At 69.8% G+C, this 24,353-nt stretch carries 27 protein-coding genes; 5 read left to right on the top strand and 22 right to left on the bottom strand.

The window, feature by feature from the left end:
• Positions 1-9: 9 nt before the first annotated feature.
• Positions 10-1,182 carry a 3-hydroxyacyl-CoA dehydrogenase family protein gene (locus E9934_RS02090; RefSeq protein WP_136561153.1) on the bottom strand — a complete coding sequence of 391 codons (1,173 nt, stop codon included), beginning with the start codon at positions 1,180-1,182 and terminating at the stop codon, positions 10-12.
• A gap of 202 nt (positions 1,183-1,384) precedes the next feature.
• Here E9934_RS02090 and nucS point away from each other — a divergent pair, with 202 nt between their 5' ends.
• A complete protein-coding gene (nucS, locus tag E9934_RS02085; protein WP_193556854.1) occupies positions 1,385-2,083 on the top strand; it encodes an endonuclease NucS in 699 nt (232 codons plus the stop codon).
• Entirely contained in the window at positions 2,083-2,691 is a 609-nt protein-coding gene (locus E9934_RS19970) for a DUF952 domain-containing protein (RefSeq protein ID WP_202977161.1), read from the top strand. The genes nucS and E9934_RS19970 overlap by 1 nt, the downstream gene beginning before the upstream one ends.
• A 16-nt stretch (positions 2,692-2,707) precedes the next feature.
• Here E9934_RS19970 and E9934_RS02075 read toward each other — a convergent pair whose 3' ends face one another.
• Positions 2,708-3,232 carry a ferritin gene (locus tag E9934_RS02075; protein WP_136561151.1) on the bottom strand — a complete coding sequence of 175 codons (525 nt, stop codon included), beginning with the start codon at positions 3,230-3,232 and terminating at the stop codon, positions 2,708-2,710.
• A gap of 21 nt (positions 3,233-3,253) precedes the next feature.
• Entirely contained in the window at positions 3,254-3,460 is a 207-nt protein-coding gene (locus tag E9934_RS02070; RefSeq protein WP_202977160.1) for a hypothetical protein, read from the bottom strand.
• Positions 3,461-3,543: 83 nt separating this feature from the next.
• On the opposite strand from E9934_RS02070, the gene E9934_RS02065 reads away from it, so the two are divergent.
• Positions 3,544-3,900, top strand: a complete 357-nt coding sequence (locus tag E9934_RS02065; protein ID WP_238694697.1) for an ArsC/Spx/MgsR family protein — start codon at positions 3,544-3,546, stop codon at positions 3,898-3,900.
• Positions 3,901-3,906: 6 nt separating this feature from the next.
• Here the strand turns inward: E9934_RS02065 and E9934_RS02060 are convergent, their stop codons facing one another.
• Both E9934_RS02060 and E9934_RS02055 read right to left on the bottom strand, forming a co-directional pair.
• The gene (locus E9934_RS02060) at positions 3,907-5,937 is read right to left on the bottom strand and encodes a protein meaA (protein WP_136561149.1); all 2,031 of its coding nucleotides are present in this window, start codon (positions 5,935-5,937) and stop codon (positions 3,907-3,909) included.
• Between the two features lie 110 nt (positions 5,938-6,047).
• Positions 6,048-6,440, bottom strand: coding sequence for an STAS domain-containing protein (locus tag E9934_RS02055; RefSeq protein ID WP_136561148.1), 393 nt, complete (start codon positions 6,438-6,440; stop codon positions 6,048-6,050).
• Between the two features lie 118 nt (positions 6,441-6,558).
• On the opposite strand from E9934_RS02055, the gene E9934_RS02050 reads away from it, so the two are divergent.
• Together E9934_RS02050 and E9934_RS02045 are read left to right on the top strand one after the other, a co-directional pair.
• Positions 6,559-7,134, top strand: coding sequence for a cob(I)yrinic acid a,c-diamide adenosyltransferase (locus tag E9934_RS02050; protein ID WP_136561147.1), 576 nt, complete (start codon positions 6,559-6,561; stop codon positions 7,132-7,134).
• Between the two features lie 173 nt (positions 7,135-7,307).
• Positions 7,308-10,505, top strand: a complete 3,198-nt coding sequence (locus E9934_RS02045; protein ID WP_136561146.1) for a DEAD/DEAH box helicase — start codon at positions 7,308-7,310, stop codon at positions 10,503-10,505.
• A 24-nt stretch (positions 10,506-10,529) separates the two neighbouring features.
• Here the strand turns inward: E9934_RS02045 and E9934_RS02040 are convergent, their stop codons facing one another.
• The 17 genes from E9934_RS02040 to rho form a co-directional block, all read right to left on the bottom strand.
• Entirely contained in the window at positions 10,530-10,973 is a 444-nt protein-coding gene (locus E9934_RS02040; RefSeq protein WP_136561145.1) for a DUF2550 domain-containing protein, read from the bottom strand.
• Positions 10,974-10,980: 7 nt separating this feature from the next.
• On the bottom strand, positions 10,981-11,397 hold the full coding sequence (locus E9934_RS02035) for a F0F1 ATP synthase subunit epsilon (protein ID WP_136561144.1): 417 nt from the start codon (positions 11,395-11,397) through the stop codon (positions 10,981-10,983).
• A gap of 2 nt (positions 11,398-11,399) precedes the next feature.
• Positions 11,400-12,854 carry a F0F1 ATP synthase subunit beta gene (atpD, locus tag E9934_RS02030; RefSeq protein WP_136561143.1) on the bottom strand — a complete coding sequence of 485 codons (1,455 nt, stop codon included), beginning with the start codon at positions 12,852-12,854 and terminating at the stop codon, positions 11,400-11,402.
• 36 nt (positions 12,855-12,890) lie between these two features.
• Positions 12,891-13,805 (bottom strand): F0F1 ATP synthase subunit gamma, encoded by a 915-nt coding sequence (locus E9934_RS02025; RefSeq protein WP_136561142.1) that lies wholly within the window; start codon positions 13,803-13,805, stop codon positions 12,891-12,893.
• A gap of 6 nt (positions 13,806-13,811) precedes the next feature.
• On the bottom strand, positions 13,812-15,449 hold the full coding sequence (gene atpA / locus E9934_RS02020) for a F0F1 ATP synthase subunit alpha (protein ID WP_136561141.1): 1,638 nt from the start codon (positions 15,447-15,449) through the stop codon (positions 13,812-13,814).
• Between the two features lie 50 nt (positions 15,450-15,499).
• Positions 15,500-16,306, bottom strand: a complete 807-nt coding sequence (locus E9934_RS02015; protein WP_136561140.1) for a F0F1 ATP synthase subunit delta — start codon at positions 16,304-16,306, stop codon at positions 15,500-15,502.
• Positions 16,306-16,863 carry a F0F1 ATP synthase subunit B gene (locus E9934_RS02010; RefSeq protein WP_136561139.1) on the bottom strand — a complete coding sequence of 186 codons (558 nt, stop codon included), beginning with the start codon at positions 16,861-16,863 and terminating at the stop codon, positions 16,306-16,308. The genes E9934_RS02015 and E9934_RS02010 overlap by 1 nt, the downstream gene beginning before the upstream one ends.
• Before the next feature lie 54 nt (positions 16,864-16,917).
• Entirely contained in the window at positions 16,918-17,103 is a 186-nt protein-coding gene (gene atpE, locus E9934_RS02005) for an ATP synthase F0 subunit C (protein ID WP_193556853.1), read from the bottom strand.
• Between the two features lie 101 nt (positions 17,104-17,204).
• Positions 17,205-18,005 (bottom strand): F0F1 ATP synthase subunit A, encoded by an 801-nt coding sequence (gene atpB, locus E9934_RS02000; RefSeq protein ID WP_136561137.1) that lies wholly within the window; start codon positions 18,003-18,005, stop codon positions 17,205-17,207.
• 16 nt (positions 18,006-18,021) lie between these two features.
• A complete protein-coding gene (locus tag E9934_RS01995) occupies positions 18,022-18,258 on the bottom strand; it encodes an AtpZ/AtpI family protein (protein WP_136561136.1) in 237 nt (78 codons plus the stop codon).
• Positions 18,259-18,288: 30 nt separating this feature from the next.
• Positions 18,289-18,771, bottom strand: coding sequence for a hypothetical protein (locus E9934_RS01990; protein ID WP_136561135.1), 483 nt, complete (start codon positions 18,769-18,771; stop codon positions 18,289-18,291).
• A 69-nt stretch (positions 18,772-18,840) separates the two neighbouring features.
• Positions 18,841-19,977 (bottom strand): glycosyltransferase family 4 protein, encoded by a 1,137-nt coding sequence (locus E9934_RS01985; RefSeq protein ID WP_136561134.1) that lies wholly within the window; start codon positions 19,975-19,977, stop codon positions 18,841-18,843.
• On the bottom strand, positions 19,970-20,716 hold the full coding sequence (locus E9934_RS01980; protein ID WP_238694696.1) for an L-threonylcarbamoyladenylate synthase: 747 nt from the start codon (positions 20,714-20,716) through the stop codon (positions 19,970-19,972). The genes E9934_RS01985 and E9934_RS01980 overlap by 8 nt, the downstream gene beginning before the upstream one ends.
• Before the next feature lie 29 nt (positions 20,717-20,745).
• Positions 20,746-21,600 (bottom strand): peptide chain release factor N(5)-glutamine methyltransferase, encoded by an 855-nt coding sequence (prmC, locus tag E9934_RS01975; protein WP_136561132.1) that lies wholly within the window; start codon positions 21,598-21,600, stop codon positions 20,746-20,748.
• Positions 21,597-22,670: a peptide chain release factor 1 gene (gene prfA / locus E9934_RS01970; RefSeq protein WP_136561131.1), complete on the bottom strand. Its 1,074-nt coding sequence runs from the start codon at positions 22,668-22,670 to the stop codon at positions 21,597-21,599. Before prfA ends, prmC begins: the two co-directional genes overlap by 4 nt.
• Positions 22,671-22,786: 116 nt before the next feature.
• Entirely contained in the window at positions 22,787-23,002 is a 216-nt protein-coding gene (gene rpmE, locus E9934_RS01965; RefSeq protein ID WP_136561130.1) for a 50S ribosomal protein L31, read from the bottom strand.
• A 68-nt stretch (positions 23,003-23,070) separates the two neighbouring features.
• The coding region (rho, locus tag E9934_RS20125) for a transcription termination factor Rho (RefSeq protein ID WP_238694695.1) at positions 23,071-24,353 on the bottom strand (1,283 nt) is incomplete at its 5' end.

Genomic DNA, 24,353 nt, shown 5'->3' with positions numbered 1-24,353 from the left:
GCGTGAAGGCTACTTGGCGTAGTTGTGAAAGCCCTCGCCGGTCTTGCGACCGAGCTTGCCCTCGGCGACCTTCTCCTCGAGCAGCGCCGCCGGCTTGAAGCCGGGCTCGCCGAACTCGCCGAAGAGCTCCTTCTGGATGGCCAGCGACACGTCGTTGCCGACGACGTCGAGCAGCTCGAAGGGACCCATCGGGAATCCGGCGGTCTCCTTGATGGCGGCGTCGATGGTCGCCATCTCCTCGCCACCCTCGTGCAGGAGGATCGCGTCGTTGAGGTAGGGGAACAGCAGCAGGTTGACGATGAAGCCCGAGCGGTCGCCGGCGGAGACGCCGACCTTCTTGACGTTGGCGGTCAGCGCGCGGACGGTCTCGTCGACGTCGGCGGAGGTCGCCGGGGTGGTGATGATCTCGACGAGCTTCATCACCGGTGCCGGGTTGAAGAAGTGCATGCCGATGACGTCGGCCGGGCGTCCGGTGGCCTCGCCGAGCTTCGTGATCGGGAGCGAGGAGGTGGTCGTCGCCAGGATCGCGCCGGGCTTGCAGATGCGGTCGAGGTCGCGGAAGAGCTCGAGCTTGATGTCGAGGTCCTCGGCGATGGCCTCGACGACGATGTCGACGTCGCCCAGCGCCTCGCGCTCGGTCGCTCCGGTGAGGCGGCCCAGCAGCGCGTCCTTGTCCTTCTCGGTGCCCTTGCCCTTGGCGATGGCGCGGTCGAGGTTCTTGGTGATGTAGCCGACGACGCCGTCGAGCTTGTCCTGGCTGCGGCCGACGTAGACGACGTCATAGCCGGCCTGGGCGAAGACCTGGACGATGCCGGAGGCCATCGTGCCGGTGCCGACGACACCGACCTTGGCGATGTCGTGCTTGAACGTCGGCGCGGCGGCCTCGCCTGCGGCCGCGGCCTCGTCGGCGAACGTGCGGCCCTCGGCGACGAGCTTCTCGAGCAGGCCGGCCGGCTCGTGCAGGTGGTCGCCGGTCTCGGCGTACCGCGCGGCGAGCAGGTCACGCACCGTGGCGGCGCCGAGCTCGTCGACCACGGTCAGCGGGCCCTTGGGGTAGCCGCAGCCGAAGCGCATCGCGGCGTCGATGTCGGCCACGGAGGCGTAGCCCGACTCGTAGGTGCGCACCGCGTGGTTGAGGTACGGCAGCACGAGGGTGTTGAAGATCTGCTCACTCGAGGTCATGGGCCGGATTCTGACACCACTGGGGAGCTGTGGCTACCCGTCGGTAACCATGCGAGACGGATCGAGACCGACGTCACAGCGACTCAGTTCCACCACGTCGGAACGGGGGTTCGCGCAGGGGAGCGCCGGTCAACGACCGGCCCCTCGTCCACGACCGGGCCCGTCCGCCGGCGCCGCGCGCGGGACGGTAGATTCGTCGCCCGTGAGACTCGTCGTGGCGCGCTGCCAGGTGGACTACGCCGGCCGACTGACCGCCCATCTCCCGATGGCCACCCGGGTCCTGATGCTCAAGGCCGACGGATCCGTGCTGGTCCACTCCGACGGCGGCTCCTACAAGCCCCTCAACTGGATGTCGCCGCCCTGCACGGTCCGTGAGGCCACCACCGAGGACGGCCAGGTCGAGTGGACCGTGACCGCGAAGGCGCCCAAGGGCCAGACCCCCGACACGCTGCGGATCCTCATCGAGGAGATCCACCACGACTCCCGGCACGAGCTCGGCCTCGACCCCGGTCTGCAGAAGGACGGCGTCGAGAAGCATCTCCAGGAGCTGTTGGCCGAGCACCCGATGACCCTCGCCGAGGGTCTCACCCTGGTCCGGCGCGAGTTCCCCACGGCAATCGGTCCGGTCGACCTGATGTGCCGTGACGGCGAGGGCCTCAGCGTCGCCGTCGAGATCAAGCGGCGCGGAGAGATCGACGGCGTCGAGCAGCTGACGCGTTATCTGGAGCTCCTCAACCGCGATCCCCTGCTGACCGGCCGCGGCAAGGTGCGCGGCATCTTCGCCGCCCAGGAGATCAAGCCGCAGGCCCGCGTCCTCGCCGAGGACCGCGGCATCACCTGCGCGGTCGTCGACTACGACGCCCTGCGCGGCATCGACAACGTCGAGGACCGGCTCTTCTGATGGCCACGATCTTCCACCTCGCCCTCGCCTCGGACTGGGCCGAGGCGGAGGTGTCCGGCAGCTACACGATCTCCACGCGGGGGCGCAGCCTCGCGGAGGAAGGATTCATCCACGCCAGCCGTGCCGACCAGTGGACCGGCGTGCGCGACCGGTTCTATGCCGACGTCACCGAGCCGCTGGTGCTGCTGCACATCGACACCGATCTGCTCGACGTACCCGTCGTCGAGGAGCCGGCGAGCCCGGGCGGCAGCGAGACCTTCCCGCACATCTACGGTCGGCTGCCGGCCGCGGCGGTCGTCAAGGCCATCCCACTCCCCCCCGCGCCGGCCGCAGCGCCTGTCGCGCCAGCACCGGTCGCAGACCCGGCCCCCGCGGCGGCTGCCGCCCGGCCGGGCGAGAGCTTCACCCGTCTCTACTTCCGCGAGATCTTCTTCAACGCCGCCATCCTGATGCTGGCGATCACCGTCAGCGTGCTCGGGATGGTCGTCGGCGGCACGGCCGACGACCGCACCGGGCCGGGGATCGGCGGCGTCGCCGGGCTGGCGCTCGGCCTGGTGGCGGCTCGGTGGCTCTATCGCCGTCGCCACGCGGCGCGGACGGCCGCCTGACCGGACGGGCGGAGCGTCAGGCGCCGGCAGCGGGCGGCGCGGTGGCGTCGGCGGACTCGCCACCGGCCTCGCGGGCCACCCAGTCCTCGATCGCGTTGATGTCGGCCTTGCTGCGGGTCACGACGGCCAGCAGGTCGTTCATGGTGGCGACCTCCTCGACCTGCTCCTTGATGAACCACTGCATGAACTGCTCGGAGGCGTAGTCGTTCTCCTCGCGCGCGATGCGCAGCAGGCCGTAGATCTGCTCCGTGACCTTCTTCTCCTGGGCGAGCGCCAGGGCGATCGGAGCGGTGATGTCGTCGAAGGTCGCGGTCGGGGCCTCGACGCCCGGGATCTCCACGTCGGCGTCGGTGTCGAGGAGGTACTGCACCATCATCATCGCGTGCTGGCGCTCCTCGAGCGCCTGGCCGTAGAAGAAGCCCGCCAGCCGCGGCATCGTCAGGGCGTCGTAGTAGACGGCGCACGCGAGGTACTGGTTGTGCGCGGCGAACTCGTTGCCGATCTGGGTGTTGAGCTGGTCGGTGAAGCGTGGGGCAGCCATGGGGAGAACCCTAGTGGACCCTCAGGCCGCCTTCTGCAGCTGCTTCTTGCTGACCTTCTTGCCGTCCGCGCGGACCAGGACCCGCTTCTTGACGGTGTAGCCGGCGGGGAGGGTGCCCTCCTTGAGCATGCGGATGGGGCAGCGACCGCAGCGCGACTTCGACACGCAGCACTTCGTCTTGGGCAGCTTCTTGAGCTTGCCCTTCGACTTCTTCTTGTCCTTGCCCACGACAGCAGGATAAGCGATGAGGCTAGGCAGACCTAACAGCCGTGACGTGCGTCACGGGTGATCGGGATCGCTACGGTGGCCCCGTGATCGAGATCTGGCACAACCCGTCGTGCTCCAAGAGCCGCACCGCGGAGTCCGAGCTGCGCACGGCAGGCACCGACTACGTCGTACGACGCTATCTGGACGAGCCGCCGACCGTGGCCGAGCTCGAGGACGTGCTCGCCCGGCTGGGCCTGGCTCCCTGGGACATCACCCGCACCGCCGACGCGCGCAAGCTCGGCGTCGAGCTGCCCGCGAAGGACGAGTCCGAGCATGACGCGTGGGTGGCACTGCTCGCCGAGCATCCGCGCCTCATCCAGCGACCGATCCTGATCGGTGCCGGTACGGCGGTCGTCGGCCGCGATGCCGAGTCGATCGCCCGCGCGATCGACTCGGACTGATGCGTCCTAGAGGCCGTTGGCCCTGCGGATCACCTGGACGATGCCGCCCATGATCTCGGTGAGGCCGAAGTCCTTCGGCGTGTAGACCGCAGCGACGCCGAGCTCGACGAGCTTGCGGCCGTCGGAGTCGGGGATGATGCCGCCCACGATGACGGGGACGTCGTCCATGCCGGCGGCCTTGAGCCCGTCAAGGACGGCCGGCACCAGCTCCATGTGCGAGCCGGAGAGGATCGACAGGCCGACGCAGTGCACGTCCTCGGCCACGGCCGCGGCGACGATCTGCTCGGGCGTGAGCCGGATGCCCTGGTAGATGACCTCGAAGCCGGCGTCGCGCGCGCGCACGGCCACCTGCTCGGCGCCGTTGGAGTGGCCGTCGAGGCCGGGCTTGCCGACGAGCAGGCGCAGTCGGCCGCCGAGCTCGTCGGCCGTCGTACGGACGGCCTCGCGGACCGCGCTCAGCTCGGCACCCGCCTCCGCGACACCGACGGCACCGGACACACCGGTCGGCGCCCGGAACTCGCCGAAGACCTCACGCAGCGTCCCGGCCCACTCCCCCGTGGTCGCACCCGCGCGGGCCGCAGCGAGGGTGGCCTGCATCAGGTTCTCGCCGGACTTGGCGTCCTCGGCGACCTTCGCCAGCGCCTCGGCGACCTCCGCCTCGTCGCGCTGGGCCTTCCACGCCTCGACCGATGCCTTGGCAGCCTCCTCGGCCTTCGGGTCGGCGGTCATGATCGCGTCGTCGAGGTTGGCGGTGAGGGGCGACGGCTCGGTGGTCTCGTACTTGTTGACACCGACGATGATCTCCTCGCCGGCCTCGATCCGGGCCCGGCGACGGGCGTGGGAGGAGACCAGCTCGGACTTCATGTAGTCGACGGCACCCATGGCGCCGCCCATCGCCTGGACCCGATCCATCTCGGCCCGCGCACTCTCCTTGAGCTCGGCGACCTTGGCCTCGATCACGTGTGAGCCGTCGAAGATGTCGTCGTACTCCAGCAGGTCGGACTCGAAGGCCAGGACCTGCTGCAGGCGCAGGGACCACTGCTGGTCCCACGGCCGCGGCAGACCCAGGGCCTCGTTCCACGCGGGCAGCTGCACCGCGCGGGCGCGGGCGCTCTTGGACAGGGTCACGCCGAGCATCTCGAGCACGATCCGCTGCACGTTGTTCTCCGGCTGCGCCTCGGTGAGGCCGAGGCTGTTCACCTGGACGCCATAGCGGAAGCGGCGCATCTTCGGGTCCTGGACGCCATAGCGCTCGCGAGCGATCTCGTCCCACAGCTCGGTGAAGGCGCGCATCTTGCACGTCTCCTCGATGAAGCGGACGCCGGCGTTGACGAAGAAGGAGATCCGGCCGACGACCTTCTCGAAGTCCTCGTCGCTGACCTGGCCGGAGTTCTTGACCTGGTCGAGCACGGCGATCGACGTGCAGAGGGCGTAGGCCAGCTCCTGCGTCGGCGTGGCGCCCGCCTCCTGCAGGTGATAGCTGCAGATGTTGATCGGGTTCCACTTCGGGATGTAGTTGACCGTGTAGGCGATCATGTCGGCGATCAGCCGGAGGGAGGCCTCGGGCGGGAACACGTAGGTCCCGCGCGACAGGTACTCCTTGATGATGTCGTTCTGCGTCGTGCCCGACAGGAGCTTGGCGACCTCGGCCGGCTCCATCTCCTGGTTTTGCTCCTCGGCGACCACCTGGTACATCGCGAGCATCCACATCGCGACGGCGTTGATCGTCATCGACGTGTTCATGTCGGTGAGCGGAATGTCCTTGAAGAGCTTGCGCATCTCGCCGAGGTGCGGGATCGGTACGCCGACCGTGCCGACCTCACCGCGGGCCATCGGGCTGTCGGGGTCGTAGCCGGTCTGCGTGACCAGGTCGAACGCGACCGAGAGTCCCGTCTGGCCCTTGGCCAGGTTGGTGCGGTAGAGCGCGTTGGACGCCTCGGCCGTCGAGTGGCCGGCGTAGGTCCGCATCACCCAGGGGCGGTCCTTGGGGTGCGAGGCCTTCTCGGGCGTGGCGGCAGTGTCAGGCGTGGTGCTCATAGGCGAAGCGTAGGTGCGATCACTACCGGTTGGTAACAGATGACCGCTGTGCGATTTTCCACACGCAGTCCCGTTTCGGCGGGACTCGATACCGCCGTGGCGGTGGTCCATCAGACCGCTGCCGGCACCCTCTCGACGTCGATGAGCCGGATGAGATGAGTCAGGTGCAGCATCCGCAGCACGGCCGGGCAGGTACCGCGCAGGACCACACGGACCCCACGTCGACGCGCCTGCCTGCTCGCCGCCGCGATCACCTTGAGGGCGGTGGCATCGACCGAGGCCACCCGGCTGATGTCCACGACGATGCGGCCCTCGGCATCGGGGCCGCTGTCACGCAGGTGCTGGTGGACCGCGGCGCGCACCTCGCCGGTGCTGCGGACGTCGAGGTCGCCGCCGAGCACCAGGACGCCACCGTCCGTGTGAATGTCGACGGTGCTCTCGACAGCACGGAGAGCACTGCCCTCGTCCCGACGTCTCCCGACCTGCACCTTGCGCTCCCGCATCCTGGCCTCCCGAGCCGGCTGGTGGTCCTGCCTCTCATCCACCATGACGCTCCAGATACCCGAAAGGTTGCATTCGACCCCCCGCGAGTTCGCCATTCACCTTGGCTACCCTCGGCTCATGGTCAACCTGACGCGCATCTACACCCGCACCGGCGACGCCGGCGAGACCCGCCTGGGTGACATGAGCGTGACGACCAAGACCGACCTGCGTCTGGCCGCCTACGCGGACGTCGACGAGGCCAACGCCCACCTCGGCGTGGCGATCGCGACCGGGGGGCTCGAGGAGGATGTGGTCGCGGTGCTCACCCATGTCCAGAACGACCTCTTCGACGTCGGCGCCGACCTCTGCACACCGGTCGTCGAGGACCCCGAGTTCCCGCCGCTGCGCATCGAGCAGGACTACGTCGATCGCCTCGAGGGGTGGTGCGACCACTACAACGAGCCGCTGCCCGCACTGCGCTCCTTCATCCTCAACGGCGGCACGCCGGCCGCCGCCCAGCTGCACGTCGCCCGGACCGTCATCCGGCGCGCCGAGCGTGCGGCGTGGGCCGCGCACGAGGTGCACGCCGCCGTGATGAACCCGCTCGCGATCACCTACCTCAACCGGCTCAGCGACCTCGCCTTCATCCTCGCCCGGCACGCCAACCGCGAGCAGGGCGACGTCCTCTGGGTGCCCGGAGGCCGCCGCGGCTGAGGAACGAAGCCGCGGATCACGGCCGAAGGTCGAGGAGCGTCGGCTGACCCGCGCGGCGAAGCAAGCGGGCCAGCGACGCGTCACGAGACCCGAGCCCGAACGCAGCAGACTCCTCGGCCGGGGCTGTGGACGAGACCCACTTCCCGCGGACGCGCGTGCCACGATGGACCGCGATGTCGATCCTCTCCCAACTCACCGATGACTTCCTGGCGTCGCACTTCGACTCCGGGGCGCTGGAGCGCGGCCGCGCCGTCGTCGCCGCTGGGTCGGTACGACGCCCGGAGATCGGCAAGCTCAGCCCCGACGCGGTCACGGCGACCGCCGAGGTCCAGGGGTCCCGCGACGAGCCCTATCACGTGCAGCTCCACGCGGAAGCCCGGTCGGCCAGCTATGCGGGGTGGCTGTTCACCGTCTGCAGTTGTCCCGTCCGCTCGCTGTGCAAGCACGGAGCGGCACTGGCCCTGACCCTGCGTCAGGGGTTCGCGACCACCGCGTCGCCGGCTGGTTCTGCCTGGCGGCGCACCCTGGAGACCGTCGTCTCCGAGCTGGACCGGCAGCTTCCGGACCCGCGGGACCAGGTGGCGCTCGCGCTCGAGATCTCCCTGGTCGAGCCGCGCCGACACTATGCATCGCAGGGCGCGACCCTCCACCTGCGCCCGCTGCGCTGGGGCCGCACCGGCCGCTGGATCCGCACGGGGGCGGACTGGACCGACGTGACCCGTGCCCCGTCGGCCTTCCCGGCAGCACAGGCCAGGACCGTGCTCGCACTGCACAACCTGTGGTCGGGCCACCGCAGCTATCACTCCACCGGCATGCCGCCCCTGCTCGCCGAATTCGGGCCGACCGTCCTCCGGGCGCTGCGAGAGGCGCGCGACGCCGGAGTGGAGCTCGTGGCCGCAGGAGGTCCGCGCAGGGTCGAGATCGCCGAGGACGACGCCGCGGTCGTGCTCGACCTGGATCGTGCCCGCAACGGCGGCACCCACGTGGGGGCCGCGGTCGCCCGCGACGAGCGCGAGTGGCGCGGGGACGAGGTCATCCCGGTCGGATCCCCCGCCACGATCGTCGGCCTCCTCGACGTCGACCAGCAACTGCTGCTGACGTCGTTGGAGCAGCCGATGCCGACGTCACTGCGCCACCTCCTGGACGGGGCTGGTGTCGAGATCCCCGCGGCGGAGACCGGCGAGTTCGTCGCCACCCTGCCGGCCCTGATGCGCCACCTGACCGTCCGGCCCGGTGACTCCGGGATCGCGCTGCCCGAGCCGATTCGACCCACGCTCCTGCTGACCGTGACCTGGCACTCCGCCACGAAGGCGTCCCTCGACTGGTCGTGGCACTACGGCGACGGCCCCTCCGCGCGCACCTGTGGCCTGCGCAGCAGGGATCCGCTGGGCGGCGTACGCGACATGGAGGCGGAGCAGGCGATCCTCTCCACGCTGCCCGAGGGGGCCGTACAACGCACCGCGGCCACGGAGGGCGATGCACTGTCCTTCGCGATCCACGACCTTCCGCACCTGCGCACCCTGGCGGACGTCACCGTCGTCGAGGAGGAGCGGCCCGACTTCCGCGAGACCGACGACGCTCCGGAGATCCGGTTCGAGCTGGTCGAGCCGGAGCCGGGTGAGGAGGTCGACGGCGTCACCGACTGGCTGGACCTCGCCGTCACCATCCGCGTCGCAGGGGAGACGATCCCGCTCCCCGACGTCCTCGCTGCGCTGACCCTCGACCTTGAATACCTCGTCCTGCCCAGCGGGCTCTACCTCACGACCGACCGGCCCGAGTTCGACCGGTTGCGGGAGACGGTGGCGGCAGCCGCGGAGCTGCGCGAGCGCGACGGCGACCGGATCGGCGTGGGGCACCACGACCTCGGCCTGTGGGCCCAGCTCGCCGAGACCGGCATCGTCGACCAGCAGGTGGCGGCGTGGGTCGAGCGTGCCCAGGCCCTGCGCGACCTGACCGACATCCCTCGCCCCGAGCCGCGCGGCCTGACCACCGAGCTGCGCAGCTATCAGCGCGAGGGCTTCTGGTGGCTGGCATTCCTGTGGCAGCACGGACTCGGCGGCATCCTCGCCGACGACATGGGGCTCGGCAAGACCCTGCAGGTCCTGGCCCTCATCGCCCACGCCCGCGCCGTGCGCCCGCTCGACGCGCCCTTCCTCGTGGTCGCGCCGACCAGCGTCGTCACCGCCTGGGCGAGCGAGGCCACCCGACACACTCCCGGGCTCCGCGTCGGCGTCATCGAGCGACGCACCGATGACGTCGCCGCCATCGCCCGCGACAACGACCTCGTCGTGACCACCTACACCCTCCTGCGCCTGGGCCAGGAGCACTACGAGTGCACCGCCTGGTCAGGCGTGATCATCGACGAGGCGCAGCAGGTCAAGAACCACCAGAGCAAGACGTACGCCGCCGTCCGCGCGCTCGACGCCGGCTTCAAGCTCGCCGTGACCGGCACCCCCTTCGAGAACCGGCTGATGGAGCTGTGGGCACTGCTCTCGATCACCGTCCCCGGCCTCTATCCGTGGCCACGTCAGTTCACCGAACGTGTCGTCCGCCCGGTCGAGAGGTCCGGCGACAAGGTCGTCCTCGACCGCTTCCGCGCCCGGATCAAGCCGTTCCTGCTGCGCCGCACCAAGGAGCTCGTCGCTGCGGACCTGCCGCCCAAGCAGGAGCAGGTCCTCGCCGTCGACCTCGGCCCGAGGCATCGCAAGATCTATGACACCCACCTGGCCAAGGAGCGACAGCGCATCCTCGGGCTCGTCGAGGACTTCGACCGCAACCGCGTCGCCATCTTCAGCGCGCTGACCCGTCTGCGACAGCTGGCCCTCGACCCCGCGCTCGTCGACGCCGAGCACGAGCGGGTCGGCTCGGCCAAGCTCGACATGCTCGTCGAGCACCTGCAGGAGATCACTGCCGAAGGACACCGGGCTCTCGTCTTCAGCCAGTTCACCTCGTTCCTCGCTCGCGTGCGCACCCGGCTCGACGAGGCTGGCATCGGCACGACCTACCTCGATGGCGCCACCCGCGACCGGGCTGGAGTCATCGAGGAGTTCCGTGGCGGTGCGGCGCCGGTGTTCCTGATCTCCCTCAAGGCGGGCGGGGTCGGGCTCACCCTCACCGAGGCGGACTACGTCTTCGTGCTCGACCCGTGGTGGAACCCGGCTGCGGAGGCGCAGGCCGTCGACCGTGCCCACCGGATCGGCCAGACGCAGCACGTCCACGTCTACCGCCTCGTCGCGACCGAGACGATCGAGGAGAAGGTGATGGAGCTCAAGGCCCGCAAGGCCGAGCTCTTCGCCCAGGTCATCGACGGCGACGGCGCGATGAGCACCTCGATCGGCGCCGACGACATCCGGGGGCTGTTCGCCGACTGACGGTTCCGGGCTCGCGCATCCAGCTCAGCGGCGGTTCCAGTCGGTGCCGGGGGGCATGGCCTCGAGCCAGGCCTGGAAGCCGACGAGCGAGGAGACGCTCATCGCGAGCTCGACCACGCCCTCCGGCGACTGGCAGCGGATGACGAGGTGATCGGGATAGAGCGACGCCTGCTCGGCGCCGGCGGGCTCGCGCCGACCGTCGTACTCGAGCTCATCACGGTCCCAGGTGCGCTTGGGGCGGGGCGAGAGGGAGAAGACCCGGAACCACTCCAGCCGCTCGCCGGAGTAGCGGCCCATGCCCAGCACCCAACCGCGCTCCGGCGCCGCGGTGCGATGCCGATGGCTCAGCTCGAAGGTGCCACCGTGCCGGGAGAGCAGACGGCGCCGGACGATGAGTCCGGCGCCGTACAGCACACACAGGAGCAGGAAGGCGCCACAGACGTCGAGGAGCCACTCCCACCATGCCATCTAGATTTCAGATGCCCTTCTTGACCTTCTCGGCCGCACGGATGCGCGCCTCGGCGTGACGGACCCTCTGCTCGGCCTCGTTGCTCGAGTCGAGCACGCGACGGGCCTCCTCCAGGTCGACCTCGGCCTGGGACACCTCGATGTCCTCGGCCATCTCGACCCGCTCCGCGAGGACCGACACCCGGTCGTTGGCCACGGAGAGGAACCCGCCGTCCACGGCCGCCACCACGAGCTGGTTGGTGTCGGCCACCTGGATCTCGACCACCGACGGCGAGAGCAGCGACAGCGTCGGCGCGTGACCGCGCAGCACGCCGATGTCGCCCTCGTGGGTGCGCGCGATGATCATCGCCGCCTCACCGGACCACACGGTCCGGTCGGCAGCGACGAGCTCGACGTGCAGCGTCGACGTAGCGGTATCGGCCATGGTCAGAGGCTCTTCTGGATCTCGGCCCAGTTGCGCTCGACGTCGTCCAGGCCACCGCACATGAAGAACGCCTGCTCGGCGACGTGGTCGTAGTCACCGTCGGCGATCTTGTTGAACGCCTCGATGGTGTCGGCGATGGAGACCGTCGAACCCTCGATGCCGGTGAACTGCTTGGCGACGTAGGTGTTCTGCGACAGGAACCGCTGGATACGACGGGCGCGGGACACGATGATCTTGTCCTCTTCGGAGAGCTCGTCGACACCGAGGATCGCGATGATGTCCTGGAGCTCCTTGTTGCGCTGCAGGATCTGCTTGACGCGGATCGCGCAGTCGTAGTGCGCCTGACCGATGTACTGCGGGTCGAGGATCCGCGAGGTCGAGGTCAGCGGATCCACGGCCGGGTAGATGCCCTGCGACGCGATGTCACGGGACAGCTCGGTCGTGGCGTCGAGGTGCGCGAACGTCGCCGCCGGAGCCGGGTCGGTGTAGTCGTCGGCCGGCACGTAGATGGCCTGCATCGAGGTGATCGAGCGACCACGCGTCGAGGTGATCCGCTCCTGGAGCGTGCCCATCTCGTCAGCCAGGTTCGGCTGGTAACCCACGGCCGACGGCATGCGGCCGAGCAGCGTGGAGACCTCGGAACCGGCCTGGGTGAATCGGAAGATGTTGTCGATGAACAGCAGCACGTCCTGGCCCTGCACGTCGCGGAAGTACTCCGCCATCGTCAGCGCGGACAGGGCGACGCGAAGACGCGTGCCCGGCGGCTCGTCCATCTGGCCGAAGACGAGGGCGACCTTGTCGAAGACGCCGGCCTCCTGCATCTCCACGATGAGGTCGTTGCCCTCACGGGTGCGCTCGCCGACACCGGCGAACACCGACACACCACCGTGGTTCTTGGCGACGCGCGCGATCATCTCCTGGATGAGGACGGTCTTGCCGACACCGGCACCACCGAAGAGACCGATCTTTCCACCGGTCACGTAGGGCGCGAGCAGGTCGATGACCTTGATGCCGGTCTCGAACATCTCGGTCTTGGACTCGAGCTGGTCGAACGCCGGCGCCTTGCGGTGGATGCCCCAGCGCTCGCCGACCTCGTAGGCCTCGCCCTCGGTCAGGTTGAGCACGTCACCGGTGGCGTTGTAGACGTGGCCGAGGGTGACGTCGCCGACGGGAACCGTGATCGGGCCGCCGGTGTCGGTCACCGACTGGCCACGGACCAGGCCGTCGGTCGGCTTCAGCGAGATGGCGCGGACGATGCCGTCGCCGATGTGCTGGGCCACCTCGAGCGCGAGGGACGTGGTCTCGCCGTCGAGCGTGACGTCGGCCTCGAGCTTGTTGTAGATCTCGGGCATCGCGTCGACGGGGAACTCGATGTCGACGACCGGGCCGATAACGCGCGCGATCCGACCCACCGAGGCCGCACCGCTGGCGGTGGTCTCTTCAACCGTTGCAGTCATGTCTTACTCCGTTGGATCCGTTGTGTGGTGGGTGGTTCAGTCGTTCGCAGCCTGGGCGTCGGCGAGCGCGTTGACGCCACCGACGATCTCGCTGATCTCCTGGGTGATGCCGGCCTGGCGGGCCTGGTTGGCCACCCGGGTCAGCTTCTTGATCAGCTCCGAGGCGTTGTCCGTCGCGGCCTTCATCGCCTTCTGGCGGGCGGCGAGCTCGGAGGCCGCGGCCTGCAGCAGGCTGTAGAAGATCCGGCTCTGGACGTACTGCGGCAGCAGTCCGTCGAGCACGGCCTCCGCCGACGGCTCGAACTCATAGAGCGGCAGCAGCTCGTCGGCCTCGGGGGCCTCCTCGCCCTCGACGACCTCGAGCGGCAGCAGCCGCACCGCGACCGGCTCCTGCACGAGCATCGAGCGGAAGCGCGTCGAGACGACGTGGACCTCGTCGACATCCCCGTCCTCGCCCTGCTCCTTCAGGAAGGCGTCGATGAGCGCCTTGCCGATCTCCGCGGCGTGCTCGTAGTCGGGCTGGTCCGAGAAGCCGGTCCACGCCTGCACGTAGTCACGTCCGCGGAACTTGAAGTACGCCTCGGCCTTGCGTCCGGCGAGGTAGAAGTCGAGCTCCTTGCCCTCCGCCTGGAGGCGCTCGGTGAGCCGCTCGGCCTCCTTGATCACGCTCGAGGAGTAGGCGCCGGCCAGACCACGGTCGCTGGTGATGACCAGGACGGCGGCCTTGCGCGGGTTCTCCTCCTCGCGGGTCAGCGGGTGGTCCACGTTGGAGAACGTCGCCACCGCCGACACGGCGCGCGTCAGCTCCCGGGCGTACGGCGCTGCCGCCTTCGCCCGCTGCTGCGCCTTGATGATCCGGGACGCAGCGATGAGCTCCATGGCGCGCGTGATCTTCTTCATCGACTCCGTCGACTTGATCCGCGCGCGGTACTCACGCAGCGATACGGCCATGGGTCGTCACGCCCTCTTCTGCTTGACGATCTGCTCCTGCTCGAGCTCGTCGTCGGCCAGCGCCTCGGCGTCGGGCTCGTGCCCGGCCTTGATGCTGCCGCCGTCAGAGGTCTCGAACTGGCCCAGGAACGTGTCGTAGGCGGCCGCCAGGCCGTCCTCGTCCTCGAACTTCTGGGACTCGCGGATGGCCGCGAGCAGTCCATCGTGCGAGAGGCGCAGGTGGTCGAGGAACTCCCTCTCGAAGCGGAGCACGTCGCCGGTCTCGATCTTGTCGAGGCGACCCGAGGTGCCCAGCCACAGGGAGACGGTCATCTCCTCGAGCGGGTACGGCGAGTAGGCAGGCTGCTTGAGGAGCGCCATCAGCCGCTGGCCACGCGCCAGCTGCTGCTTGGACGCCGCGTCGAGGTCGGAGGCGAACATGGCGAACGCCTCCATGGCGCGGTACTGCGCCAGGTCGACCTTGAGCGAGCCGGTGACGGCCTTCATCGCCTTGGTCATCGCCGCGCCACCCACACGGGAGACGGAGATACCGACGTCGATGGCCGGGCGCTGGTTGGCCGCGAAGAGGTCCGACTGCAGGAAGATCTGGCCGTCGGTGATCGAGATGACGTTGGTCGGGATGAACGCCGAGACGTCGTTGGCCTTGGTCTCGATGATCGGCAGACCCGTCATCGAGCCGGCGCCGAGCTCGTCGGAGAGCTTCGCGCAACGCTCGAGCAGGCGGCTGTGCAGGTAGAAGACGTCACCCGGGTAGGCCTCGCGGCCCGGCGGGCGACGCAGCAGCAGCGACACGGCGCGGTAGGCCTCGGCCTGCTTGGTCAGGTCGTCGAACACGATCAGGACGTGCTTGCCGTCGTACATCCAGTGCTGGCCGATGGCCGAGCCGGTGTAGGGGGCGAGGTACTTGAAGCCCGCGCTGTCCGACGCCGGGGCGGCGACGATGGTGGTGTACTCCAGCGCGCCGGCCTCCTCGAGCGCGCCACGCACGGAGGCGATGGTCGAGCCCTTCTGGCCGATGGCGACGTAGATGCAGCGGACCTGCTTGGTCGGGTCGCCCGAGTCCCAGTTCTGCTTCTGGTTGATGATCGTGTCGATCGCGACCGTGGTCTTGCCGGTGGCGCGGTCGCCGATGATCAGCTGGCGCTGGCCACGGCCGATCGGGGTCATCGAGTCGATGGCCTTGATGCCGGTGGCGAGCGGCTCGTGGACCGACTTGCGGGCCATGACCCCGGGAGCCTGCAGCTCGAGGGCGCGGCGACCGTCGGTGGCGATGTCGCCGAGGCCGTCGATCGGGCGACCCAGCGGGTCGACCACGCGGCCGAGGTAACCCTCGCCCACGGGGACCGAGAGGATCTCACCGGTGCGGCGGACCGACTGGCCCTCCTCGATCTTGTCGAAGTCACCGAGGACGACGACGCCGATCTCGCGCTCCTCGAGGTTCAGAGCGATGCCGAGCGTGCCGTCCTCGAACTCGAGGAGCTCGTTGGCCATGGCCGACGGGAGGCCGGCGACACGGGCGATGCCGTCCGCGGCGGAGGCGACCGTGCCGACCTCCTCCTTGCTGGCGGCCGACGGCTCGTAGTCGGAGACGTACTTGGCGAGGGCGTCGCGGATCTCGTCCGGACGGATGGAGAGTTCCGTCATCTCAGGTGCCTTCTCTTTCCTCTTCGTTGCTTGAGTCAGGTGGGCCGGGGTCAGCCGGCGATCTTGCGGCGGGCGTCGTCCAGGCGGCTGGAGACGGTGCCGTCGATGACGTCATCGCCGATCTCGACCCGAACGCCACCGAGGACGTCCGCGTCGACGACGACGTTGAGGTGGACCGTGCGCCCATAGTGCCGGGACAGGGCCGTGGCCAGTCGCTGCTGGTCGGCGGCGGCGAGCGGCCGGGCCACGTGGACCGTGGCGACTCCCTCACCCTGGACCGCGGCGGCGACCCGCTCGTAGTCCTCGAGTGCGGCCACCACGGTGCGGTAGCTGCCGCTGAGGGCCTGCTTGACCAGTTGGACGGTGGCCGCGAGCGCCTTGCCGGCGAGCAGGCTGTCGATCAGGCCCGACTTGTCGGCGCCCGAACGGGCAGGATCGGAGAGCGCGTTGCGCAGCTCGCTGCTGCCCGTGACGGTCTGGCGCACGGCGAACAGCTCGTCGACGAGCTGGTTGCCCTGCAGTCCGGTCGACCGAACGGCAGCGATGACGCCGAGCTGCTCGAGCGCGTCGGCCAGGTCGCGGCCCTTGGTCCACCGACGGGAGGCCGCCTCCCCGAGCAGGCCGAGCGTCACCGCGTCGACCTTGCCCGAGAACAGCTCGGTCACCAGACCCTTGCGGGCCTCCGGGGCCACCGACTGGTCGGTCACGAAGCGACGCAGGGTCGCCTCGGAACGGATCGTCGCCGCCGCGGAGAAGAGGTCGTCGGCCACCTTGGCGGCCGACCCCTCGCCGACCCCACCGAGCTGCTCGGTGAGGACGGCCACGGCATCGGCGGAGGCGCCACGGAAGGACACCATCAGGCGTTCTCCCCCGCGGCGTCCGCCGTCTCGAGCTCGGCGAGGAACCGCTCGACCACGCGCGACTGGCGCGCGTCGTCCTCGAGCGACTCGCCCACGATCCGGCCCGCGAGACCGGTCGCGAGGGCGCCGACCTCGGCACGCAGCGAGGTGATCGCCTGCTGGCGCTCCGCCTCGATCTGCGTGTGCGCGTGGTCGACGATGCGGGTGGACTCGGCCTGGGCCTGCTCCCGCATCTCCGCCACGATCGCGGCACCCTGCTCGCGGGCCTCCTCGCGGATCCGGGCAGCCTCGTGGCGGGCGTCCGCCAGCTGCTGCTCGAGCTCGGCGAGCTTGGCGTCCGCCTCGGCCTGCTTGGACTCGGCCGCCGCGATGCCGCCCTCGATCGCCTGCGTGCGCTCGGCGAACGTCGACTCGAAGTTCGGCACAACGAACTTCTTGACGGCGAAGAAGAGGATGCCGAACACCACCAGGGAGATGGCGATCTCTTCCCACAGCGGGATGAGGGGGTTGTGCTCCTCCCCCTCAGTCGCGGCGAGGATCAAGAGTGACTTCATGGACCTGACCTTGTCGATCTAGTAGAAGCGGGCGATCGCGGAGAGCGGTCGGCTCTAGAGAACGAAGGCGAGCGCGATACCGATGATGGCGAGCGCCTCGGCGAGCGCGAAGCCCAGGATCGCGATCGACTGGAGACGGCTCTGCGCCTCGGGCTGACGGGCAACACCGCTGATGTAGGCGGCGAAGATGAGACCGATGGCGATACCCGGACCGATGGCGGCCAGGCCGTAACCGATCATGTTTGCGGAGCCTTCCACGGCTTCTTCCTTTCGGTTGTTACTACTTGTTGAGGTGAGGGTCTGGGTGAACCTGAGCCAGCGGACGGCTCAGGTTCGGTGGATCAGTGCTCGTCGGCGAGCGCGCCCTGGATGTACATGGCGTTCAGCAGGACGAACACGTAGGCCTGGAGGAACTGGATCAGCATCTCCAGGAAGCTGACGACGACCGCCAGGACGAGGGCAAGCGGGCCCGCGACGTAGCCGATGCCGCCGTACTCGAGGATCAGGTGGAAGCCACCGGTCGCGAAGAGCACGAGCAGGATGTGGCCGGCGAACATGTTGCAGAACAGACGCAGGGCCAGCGTCACCGGGCGCACCAGGATGTTGGAGAAGAACTCCAGCGGCACGAGGAGCGGGTACATCGCCGGGCTGACGCCCGAGGGCACGCACTGCAGCTTGAGGTAACCGATCAGCCCGTGCTTGCGGATGCCGATGTAGTTGTAGACCAGCCACGACAGACCCGCGAGCGCGTAGGCCATGCCGGCACGGCTGAAGGTCGGGAACTGGAAGAGCGGGATGCTCGCGAAGAGGTTGTTGAGCAGGATGAAGAAGAACAGCGAGACGAGGTAGGGCACGTAGCGCTGGAAGTCGTGGCTGCCGATGATGTCGCGGCCGATGCCGTTGCGCACGAAGCCGTAGGCGCTCTCGCCGGCGAACTGCAGCTTGCCGGGCACCAGGGCCCGCTTGCGGCTCGCGAGGTAGAGCAGCGTGAAGACCACGACAGCGGCGACGACCAGCTGGAGCACCGGCTTGGTGACGACACCGTCGCCGTTCCACGGGAACACCGAGGGCAGCTCGAAGATCGCCGGGCCCGGCGCGTGGAACTCGTCGCCCGATGCGCTGATGGTGGCTGCGTAGGTCACCAGGTCTCCTCTGCGTTCACTGCTCGTCTGACTTCGTGCTGTCCGGCTGCTGTGGCGGATCCACCCGGAACCGTGCGGCCGTCATGTAGATCCCCAGCGCGGCTCCGGCGATGATGCCGACCGCGACCAGGAATCGGGTCTCGAGCCACCGATCCGCGAGCCAACCGAGGAAGCCGTAGAACGCGACCCCGGCCACGATGTAGCCGAACGCGCGCCACGGATCGCCCTGGGGCTTCTCCTCGGGCTGACTCATTGCGCCGCGAACGATAGCAGTCGGCTCGGGTCATCGCGCACCGCCCTCCGCCGTGGTCCGCACCGTGGGCTCGAGGACCTCTCCGGAGGCCCTCGGGGACGCCGGCTCGAAGGCCGGGATCCGCGCCGTGGTGGCCAGTCGCACCTGCACCAGCATCCACACCATGGCGCCCAGGATGATGGCGCCGGCGAGCCAGTCGCGGTCGATCTGGTCGTCGAGCAGACCCGAGCGGGTGAGGACCACGAAGGCCATCAGCATCAGCACGACCTGCAGCGTGTAGGTCAGCATCGCGAACATCAGCGAGGCGGCCGGCATCAGACGCGAGACGGTGTCGACACTGAAGGCCCCGAAGGCGAAGACGCCCACGGCGATCACTCCCCCGACAGCCGCTCCGCGCACCGCGTCGGCTCCGCCGACCAGAGCGCCGATGCCGACAAGGAGGACGGCCGCGGCCGCGGCCGCGGCGGCCGCACGGGCCACCACGGAAGGGGTGCGGTCAGCGGTCGTCATCATCGGCGGCCGTTTCTCTCGTCGCGGTCGGGACGGCCCCGGAAGAGCTTCTCCGGGAGTTCGTGAAAGTTATCACAAAGTCCCCGGGGACTCCGCATCGGGGGTGTGAGCGGCCGGCAACGCGAACGTCAGGGCCACCGTGACGACCGTGCTGGCGCCGAGCGCCATCCACACGACCGAGCCCGTGAACAGGCTGGCCAGGACCACCCCGAAGGCGATCAGACCAGCCCACAACCACATGATGACGACCGCGCGACGCTGGGAGTGCCCGATCTCCAGCAGCCGGTGGTGGAGATGCTGCTTGTCGGGTGCGAACGGCGACCGGCCCGCCCGCGTGCGTCGTACGACGGCAAGGACCAGGTCGGCCAGGGGCACGATCAGGATCAGGATCGGCAGTGCCACCGGCAGCAGGACGGGCAGCAGGCTGGCCCGGGCGCCGTCGGCGCCCTGGGTGAGGTCGCCGGGCGCGAACTGGGTGGTGATGGTGATCGCCGTGGCGGAGAGGACGAGGCCGATCAGCATCGAGCCGCTGTCGCCCATGAACAGCCGGGCGGGGTGGAAGTTGTGGATGAGGAAGCCCAGGCAGGCGCCGGCGAGGGCCGCCGCGAGCAGGGCACCCGTGGTGGCCCGGGTGACGTCGTTGAGGAAGGACAGCGAGTAGCAGAACAGGAAGAACGCGGCGGCGCTGATGCCGATCACCCCGGCGGCCAGGCCGTCGAGACCGTCGATGAAGTTGACCGCGTTGACGGTGGCCACCACGACGAAGGCGGTCAGCAAGGCGCCCTGGGCCTGGTCGAGCGAGAACACGGTCCCGCTCGACTGGTAGAAGTAGCTGAACTGGATGCCGGAGTAGACCAAAACGCCGACGGCCAGCAACTGCCCCCCGAACTTCGTCAGGGCGTCGAGGTCCAGGATGTCGTCGACCATCCCGACCGCGCAGACCAGCGAGCCCGCGATGAGCACGGACAGGGCGTCGTCGGAGAACGGGTTGCGGGTGCTCAGGAACGGCAGCTGCTGCGCCACGAGGTAGGCGGCCCAGAGACCGCCCAGCATGGCCAGCCCCCCGAGGTAGGGGATCGGCTCGGCGTGGACGTCACGGTCACGCACCTTGGCGACCGCGCCCGTCCGGACCGCGATCTCCCGGGCGACGACCGTCAGGAGGTAGGTGACGACCGCGGCGACGATGAAGACGACGAGATATTCACGCATCGTCGATCTCGGTGCCGGGCGGAGCCTCGGGCTCCTCCACCTCGATCGGCCCCGACGCCTCCGGCTCGTCGTCGCCGGGAGCGGCGGTGTCCACGGTGAGGCCGAGGTCGGCGAGCGCCTCGTCGATCACCTCCACCGGGATCGCCCCGGCACGCAGCAGGCGCGGTCGCTCCCCCGTCGCGTCGATGATCGTCGATGCCACTCCCCCGGTCGCGGGCCCGCCATCCACGACGACCGCGGTGGTCTCGCCGAGCATGCGCTCGGCCTCGTCGGCGTCGAGCGCAGCGGGCTCACCGGTCAGGTTGGCGGAGCTCACCGCCAGCGGACCGGTGCGGTCGAGCAGCTGGCGGGCCAGCTCGTGGTCGGGCATGCGGACCGCCACGGTGCCGCGAGTGTCGCCCAGGTCCCACTGCAGCGACGGCTGCTGGTGGCAGATCACGGTCAGTGCGCCGGGCCAGAACCGCTGCACGAGCACGTCGAGGTAGGCGGGCATCCGGGTGGCCAGCGCCTCCAGGGTGCCGAGGGTGCCGACCAGCACCGGTGGCGGCATCTCCCGGCCGCGCCCCTTCGCCGCGAGCAGGCGCGCGACCGCGTCCGGGTCGAAGGCGTCCGCGCCGACGCCGTAGACGGTGTCGGTCGGCAGGACGACGAGGCGGCCTCGTCGGACGGCGCGGCTGGCGGCGTCCAGCGCCGTCTCACGCTCTTCGTCGGTCTCGGTCGGGAACCGCTCGGCACTCACGGAGTCCATCCTCGCATCGTCCGGGTCCGCTACCGCGGGCGGCGTGCCGTCGCGAAACGCGGACGGTCGGCCAGGTCCCGGTGGTCGCGGATCTCCTGCCAGCCCCCGACCTCGGCGAACACGCCCGGGACCGCCTCACCCTGGACGTCGGCGTGCTCGACCCCCACGACACCGCCCGGACGCACCAGCCGGAGCCCACGACTGGCGATCACCCGGATCGCGTCGAGCCCGTCGTCGCCGGAGAACAGCGCGAGGTGGGGATCGTGGTCGCGGGCCTCGGTGGCCACCGACTCCCAGGCCTCGAGGGGGACGTAGGGCGGGTTGCTGACCAGCACGTCGACCGTGCCGACGAGGTCGTCGAACGCCGTCGCGAGGTCGCCCAGACGCAGGTCGACGCCGGTGCCGGCGAGATTGCGCTCGGCCCAGGCGTGGGCCGCCGGGTCGAGCTCGACGGCATGGACCCGGGCAGCGGGCACCTCGTCGACGATGCTGCGGGCGATGACGCCCGAGCCCGTGCAGAGGTCGACGACGACCGGGGTCTGCCCTGCGGCCACGACCTCGCGCGCGCGATCGATCGCCCAGCCGGCGAGCAGCTCGGTCTCCGGCCGCGGGACGAACACGCCGGGTCCGACCGCGACCTCGACGTGGCGGAAGGCGGCGCTGCCGGTCAGGTGCTGGAGCGGCTCGCGGGCGGCCCGCCGGGCCAGCAGGTCGTCATACCGGACCGCCTGGTCGGGGGCGATCTCGGCGACGAGCGCGAGCCGGCCACGGGTGGTGCCGAGGACGTGGGCCAGCAGCTCCGCGGCGTCGTACTCGGGGCTGGGGACGCCGGCGACAGCCAGCCGGTCGGCAGCTTCGCGGACCAGCCGTCGGGTGTCGCTCATTCCTCGAGCGCCGCGAGCCGGGCCGCCATGTCGGTCTCCACACAGGAGTCGAGCACCGGCTGGAGATCGCCGTCGAGCACCTGGTCGAGGTTGTAGGACTTGTAGCCCGTGCGGTGGTCGGAGATCCGGTTCTCCGGGAAGTTGTAGGTGCGGATCCGCTCGGAGCGGTCGACCGTGCGGACCTGGCTGCGGCGGGCGTCGCTCGCCTCCGCGTCCGCGGCGTCCTGCGCAGCCTGGAGGAGCCGTGCGCGCAGGATGCGCATCGCCTGCTCCTTGTTCTGCAACTGTGACTTCTCGTTCTGGCAGCTCACGACGATGCCCGTCGGCACGTGGGTGATGCGCACGGCCGAGTCGGTCGTGTTGACGCTCTGGCCGCCCGGGCCCGAGGAGCGGAAGACGTCGATGCGCAGGTCGCTGTCGTTGATCTCGACATCGACCTGCTCGGCCTCCGGCATGACCAGCACGCCGGCGGCGCTCGTGTGGATCCGGCCCTGGGACTCGGTCACGGGGACCCGCTGGACGCGGTGGACCCCGCCCTCGAACTTGAGCAGCGCGTACGGCGTCTGGCCCGCCTCGACGCTGCCGGTCGCCTTCACCGCGACGGTCACCGACTTGTAGCCGCCGAGGTCGGACTCGTTGGCATCCAGGATCTCGGTCTTCCAGCCGCGTCGCTCGGCGAAACGGCCGTACATCCGCAGCAGGTCGCCCGCGAAGAGCGCGCTCTCCTCGCCGCCCTCTCCGGACTTCACCTCGAGCAGGGCGTCCTTGTCGTCCGCGGGGTCACGGGGCACCAGGAGTCGGCGCAGCCGCTCGGCCGCCTCCTCCTGCTGAGCGAGCAACCCCTCGACCTCGTCCGCGAAGGACGGGTCATCGGCTGCCAGCTCCCGGGCGGCCTCGGCGTCCTCACCGGCCTGCCGCCACTCCCGCCACGTCGCGATGATCGCGTTGAGCTCGGCATAGCGGCGATTGAGGGTGCGGGCCAGCCGGGCGTCAGCGTGCGTCTCGGGCAGCGCCAGTCGCGTCTCCAGCTCGGCGTGCTCGGCGAGCATGCCCTCCACGGCTTCGAACACAGTGACTCCGTCAGACAGTGGCGGTGGTTGAGGTGCGAGCGCAGCGAGCCTCGGAACCCGGACAAATGACGAGCGCCGGTCCGCCCCGACAGGGACGGACCGGCGCTCGGAGAAAGCTACTTGGCAGCCTTCTTGGCGTAGCGGGCCTCGAAGCGGGCGACGCGACCGCCGGTGTCGAGGATCTTCTGCTTGCCGGTGTAGAACGGGTGGCACTGCGAGCACACGTCGGCGTGGATCGAGCCGGAGTTCGCGGTGCTGCGGGTGGTGAACGAGGCGCCACAGGTGCAGGTCACCTGGGTCACGACGTAGTCGGGGTGGATGTCCTTCTTCATGGGTGTCCTCTCTCAGGGGGACCGGGTCGCCTCGCTGGTGCGGACGTGAACCGGGCCAAGGGGCAATCCTACGACTTGCGGACCGACATCAGGAATTCGTAGTTGGTCTGCGTGCGCCGCAACTGGTCCAACACATGGGTCAGCGCGTCGATTCCCTCCCGTTCGGCCAGCTGACGACGCAGGCCCGCCAGGATCGTCTGCTCCTGCGCCGCGAGCAGCAGGTCGGAGCGCCGGGTGCTGGAGGCGAGCGGGTCGATGGCGGGGAAGACCTCGCGGTCGGCGTACTCGCGGCGCAGCCGGACGGTCAGGTTGGCCGTGCCGGTGAACTCCTCCAGGATCGCCTCGTCGAGCTTGGAACCCGACTCGACGGTCGCGGTGGCGAGGATCGTGAGCGAACCGCCGTTCTCGATGCACCGCGCCGCGCCGAAGAGCTTCTTCGGCGGGAACAGCGCCGCGGCGTCGACGCCGCCGGGCAGTACGCGGCCACTGGCGGGTGCCGTCAGGTTGTAGGCCCGCCCGAGGCTGGTGATGCCGTCGAGGAGCACGACGACATCGTGCCCGAGCTCGACCAGTCGCTTCGCGCGCTCGATGGCCAGCTCGGCCATCGTCGTGTGGTCGGAGGCCGGACGGTCGAACGTGCTGGCGACGACCTCTCCCTTGACGGTGCGCTCGAACTCGGTGACCTCCTCCGGACGCTCGTCGAGCAGGACCACCATCAGGTGCGCCTCGGGGTTGTTGACGGTGACGGCCGCGGCGACCGACTGCAGGATCGTGGTCTTGCCTGCCCCCGCCGGCGACAGGATGAGGCCGCGCTGGCCCTTCCCGACCGGGGCGACCAGGTCGAGGACGCGACCCACGAGGTTGTCGGGCGTGGTCTCGAGACGCAGGCGCTCGCTCGGCGACACCGGGGTCAGCTCGTCGAACTCCACCCGCGAGCGGGCCTGCTCCGGGTCGGCGCCGTTGACCGTCTCGATGCGCACCATCGGGTTGAACTTCTCGCGACGCTCGCCCTCGCGCGGCTGCCGGACCTGACCGGTGATCGAGTCGCCGCGTCGCAGGCCATAGCGGCGCACCATCGACAAGGAGAGGTAGACGTCGTCGACGCCGGCCAGGTAGCCACTCGTCCGGACGAACGCGTAGTTGTCGAGGACGTCGAGGATGCCGGCGGCCGGGACGAGGACGTCGTCCTCGCGCACCTCGGTGTCGGGCTCGCGGGTCGCCCGGTTGGCGCGGTCGCGGCCGCGACGGCGACGGTTGCGGCGGCTCCCGCCCTCGCCATCGCCATCACCGTCGAAGTCGGCGTCGTCCTGGGACGGGTCGGCGTCCTGCTTGCCCTGGTCCTGCTTGCCCT

It is taken from the genome of Nocardioides caeni, from assembly GCF_004912195.1.
In the GTDB taxonomy this organism is placed as follows: Bacteria; Actinomycetota; Actinomycetes; order Propionibacteriales; family Nocardioidaceae; genus Nocardioides; species Nocardioides caeni.
This window is presented reverse-complemented; position numbering and strand designations above follow the sequence as displayed.

Excerpts from the sequence above, each read along its gene's own strand:
- E9934_RS02090 (WP_136561153.1), bottom strand. The coding sequence starts at position 1,182 with ATGACCTCGAGTGAGCAGATCTTCAACACCCTCGTGCTGCCGTACCTC.
- E9934_RS19970 (WP_202977161.1), top strand. The coding sequence starts at position 2,083 with ATGGCCACGATCTTCCACCTCGCCCTCGCCTCGGACTGGGCCGAGGCG.
- E9934_RS02075 (WP_136561151.1), bottom strand. The coding sequence starts at position 3,232 with ATGGCTGCCCCACGCTTCACCGACCAGCTCAACACCCAGATCGGCAAC.
- E9934_RS02060 (WP_136561149.1), bottom strand. The coding sequence starts at position 5,937 with ATGAGCACCACGCCTGACACTGCCGCCACGCCCGAGAAGGCCTCGCAC.
- E9934_RS02055 (WP_136561148.1), bottom strand. The coding sequence starts at position 6,440 with ATGCGGGAGCGCAAGGTGCAGGTCGGGAGACGTCGGGACGAGGGCAGT.
- E9934_RS02050 (WP_136561147.1), top strand. The coding sequence starts at position 6,559 with ATGGTCAACCTGACGCGCATCTACACCCGCACCGGCGACGCCGGCGAG.
- E9934_RS02045 (WP_136561146.1), top strand. The coding sequence starts at position 7,308 with ATGTCGATCCTCTCCCAACTCACCGATGACTTCCTGGCGTCGCACTTC.
- E9934_RS02040 (WP_136561145.1), bottom strand. The coding sequence starts at position 10,973 with ATGGCATGGTGGGAGTGGCTCCTCGACGTCTGTGGCGCCTTCCTGCTC.
- E9934_RS02035 (WP_136561144.1), bottom strand. The coding sequence starts at position 11,397 with ATGGCCGATACCGCTACGTCGACGCTGCACGTCGAGCTCGTCGCTGCC.
- atpD (WP_136561143.1), bottom strand. The coding sequence starts at position 12,854 with ATGACTGCAACGGTTGAAGAGACCACCGCCAGCGGTGCGGCCTCGGTG.
- E9934_RS02025 (WP_136561142.1), bottom strand. The coding sequence starts at position 13,805 with ATGGCCGTATCGCTGCGTGAGTACCGCGCGCGGATCAAGTCGACGGAG.
- atpA (WP_136561141.1), bottom strand. The coding sequence starts at position 15,449 with ATGACGGAACTCTCCATCCGTCCGGACGAGATCCGCGACGCCCTCGCC.
- E9934_RS02015 (WP_136561140.1), bottom strand. The coding sequence starts at position 16,306 with ATGGTGTCCTTCCGTGGCGCCTCCGCCGATGCCGTGGCCGTCCTCACC.
- E9934_RS02010 (WP_136561139.1), bottom strand. The coding sequence starts at position 16,863 with ATGAAGTCACTCTTGATCCTCGCCGCGACTGAGGGGGAGGAGCACAAC.
- atpE (WP_193556853.1), bottom strand. The coding sequence starts at position 17,103 with ATGATCGGTTACGGCCTGGCCGCCATCGGTCCGGGTATCGCCATCGGT.
- E9934_RS01995 (WP_136561136.1), bottom strand. The coding sequence starts at position 18,258 with ATGAGTCAGCCCGAGGAGAAGCCCCAGGGCGATCCGTGGCGCGCGTTC.
- E9934_RS01990 (WP_136561135.1), bottom strand. The coding sequence starts at position 18,771 with ATGATGACGACCGCTGACCGCACCCCTTCCGTGGTGGCCCGTGCGGCC.
- E9934_RS01985 (WP_136561134.1), bottom strand. The coding sequence starts at position 19,977 with ATGCGTGAATATCTCGTCGTCTTCATCGTCGCCGCGGTCGTCACCTAC.
- prmC (WP_136561132.1), bottom strand. The coding sequence starts at position 21,600 with ATGAGCGACACCCGACGGCTGGTCCGCGAAGCTGCCGACCGGCTGGCT.
- rpmE (WP_136561130.1), bottom strand. The coding sequence starts at position 23,002 with ATGAAGAAGGACATCCACCCCGACTACGTCGTGACCCAGGTGACCTGC.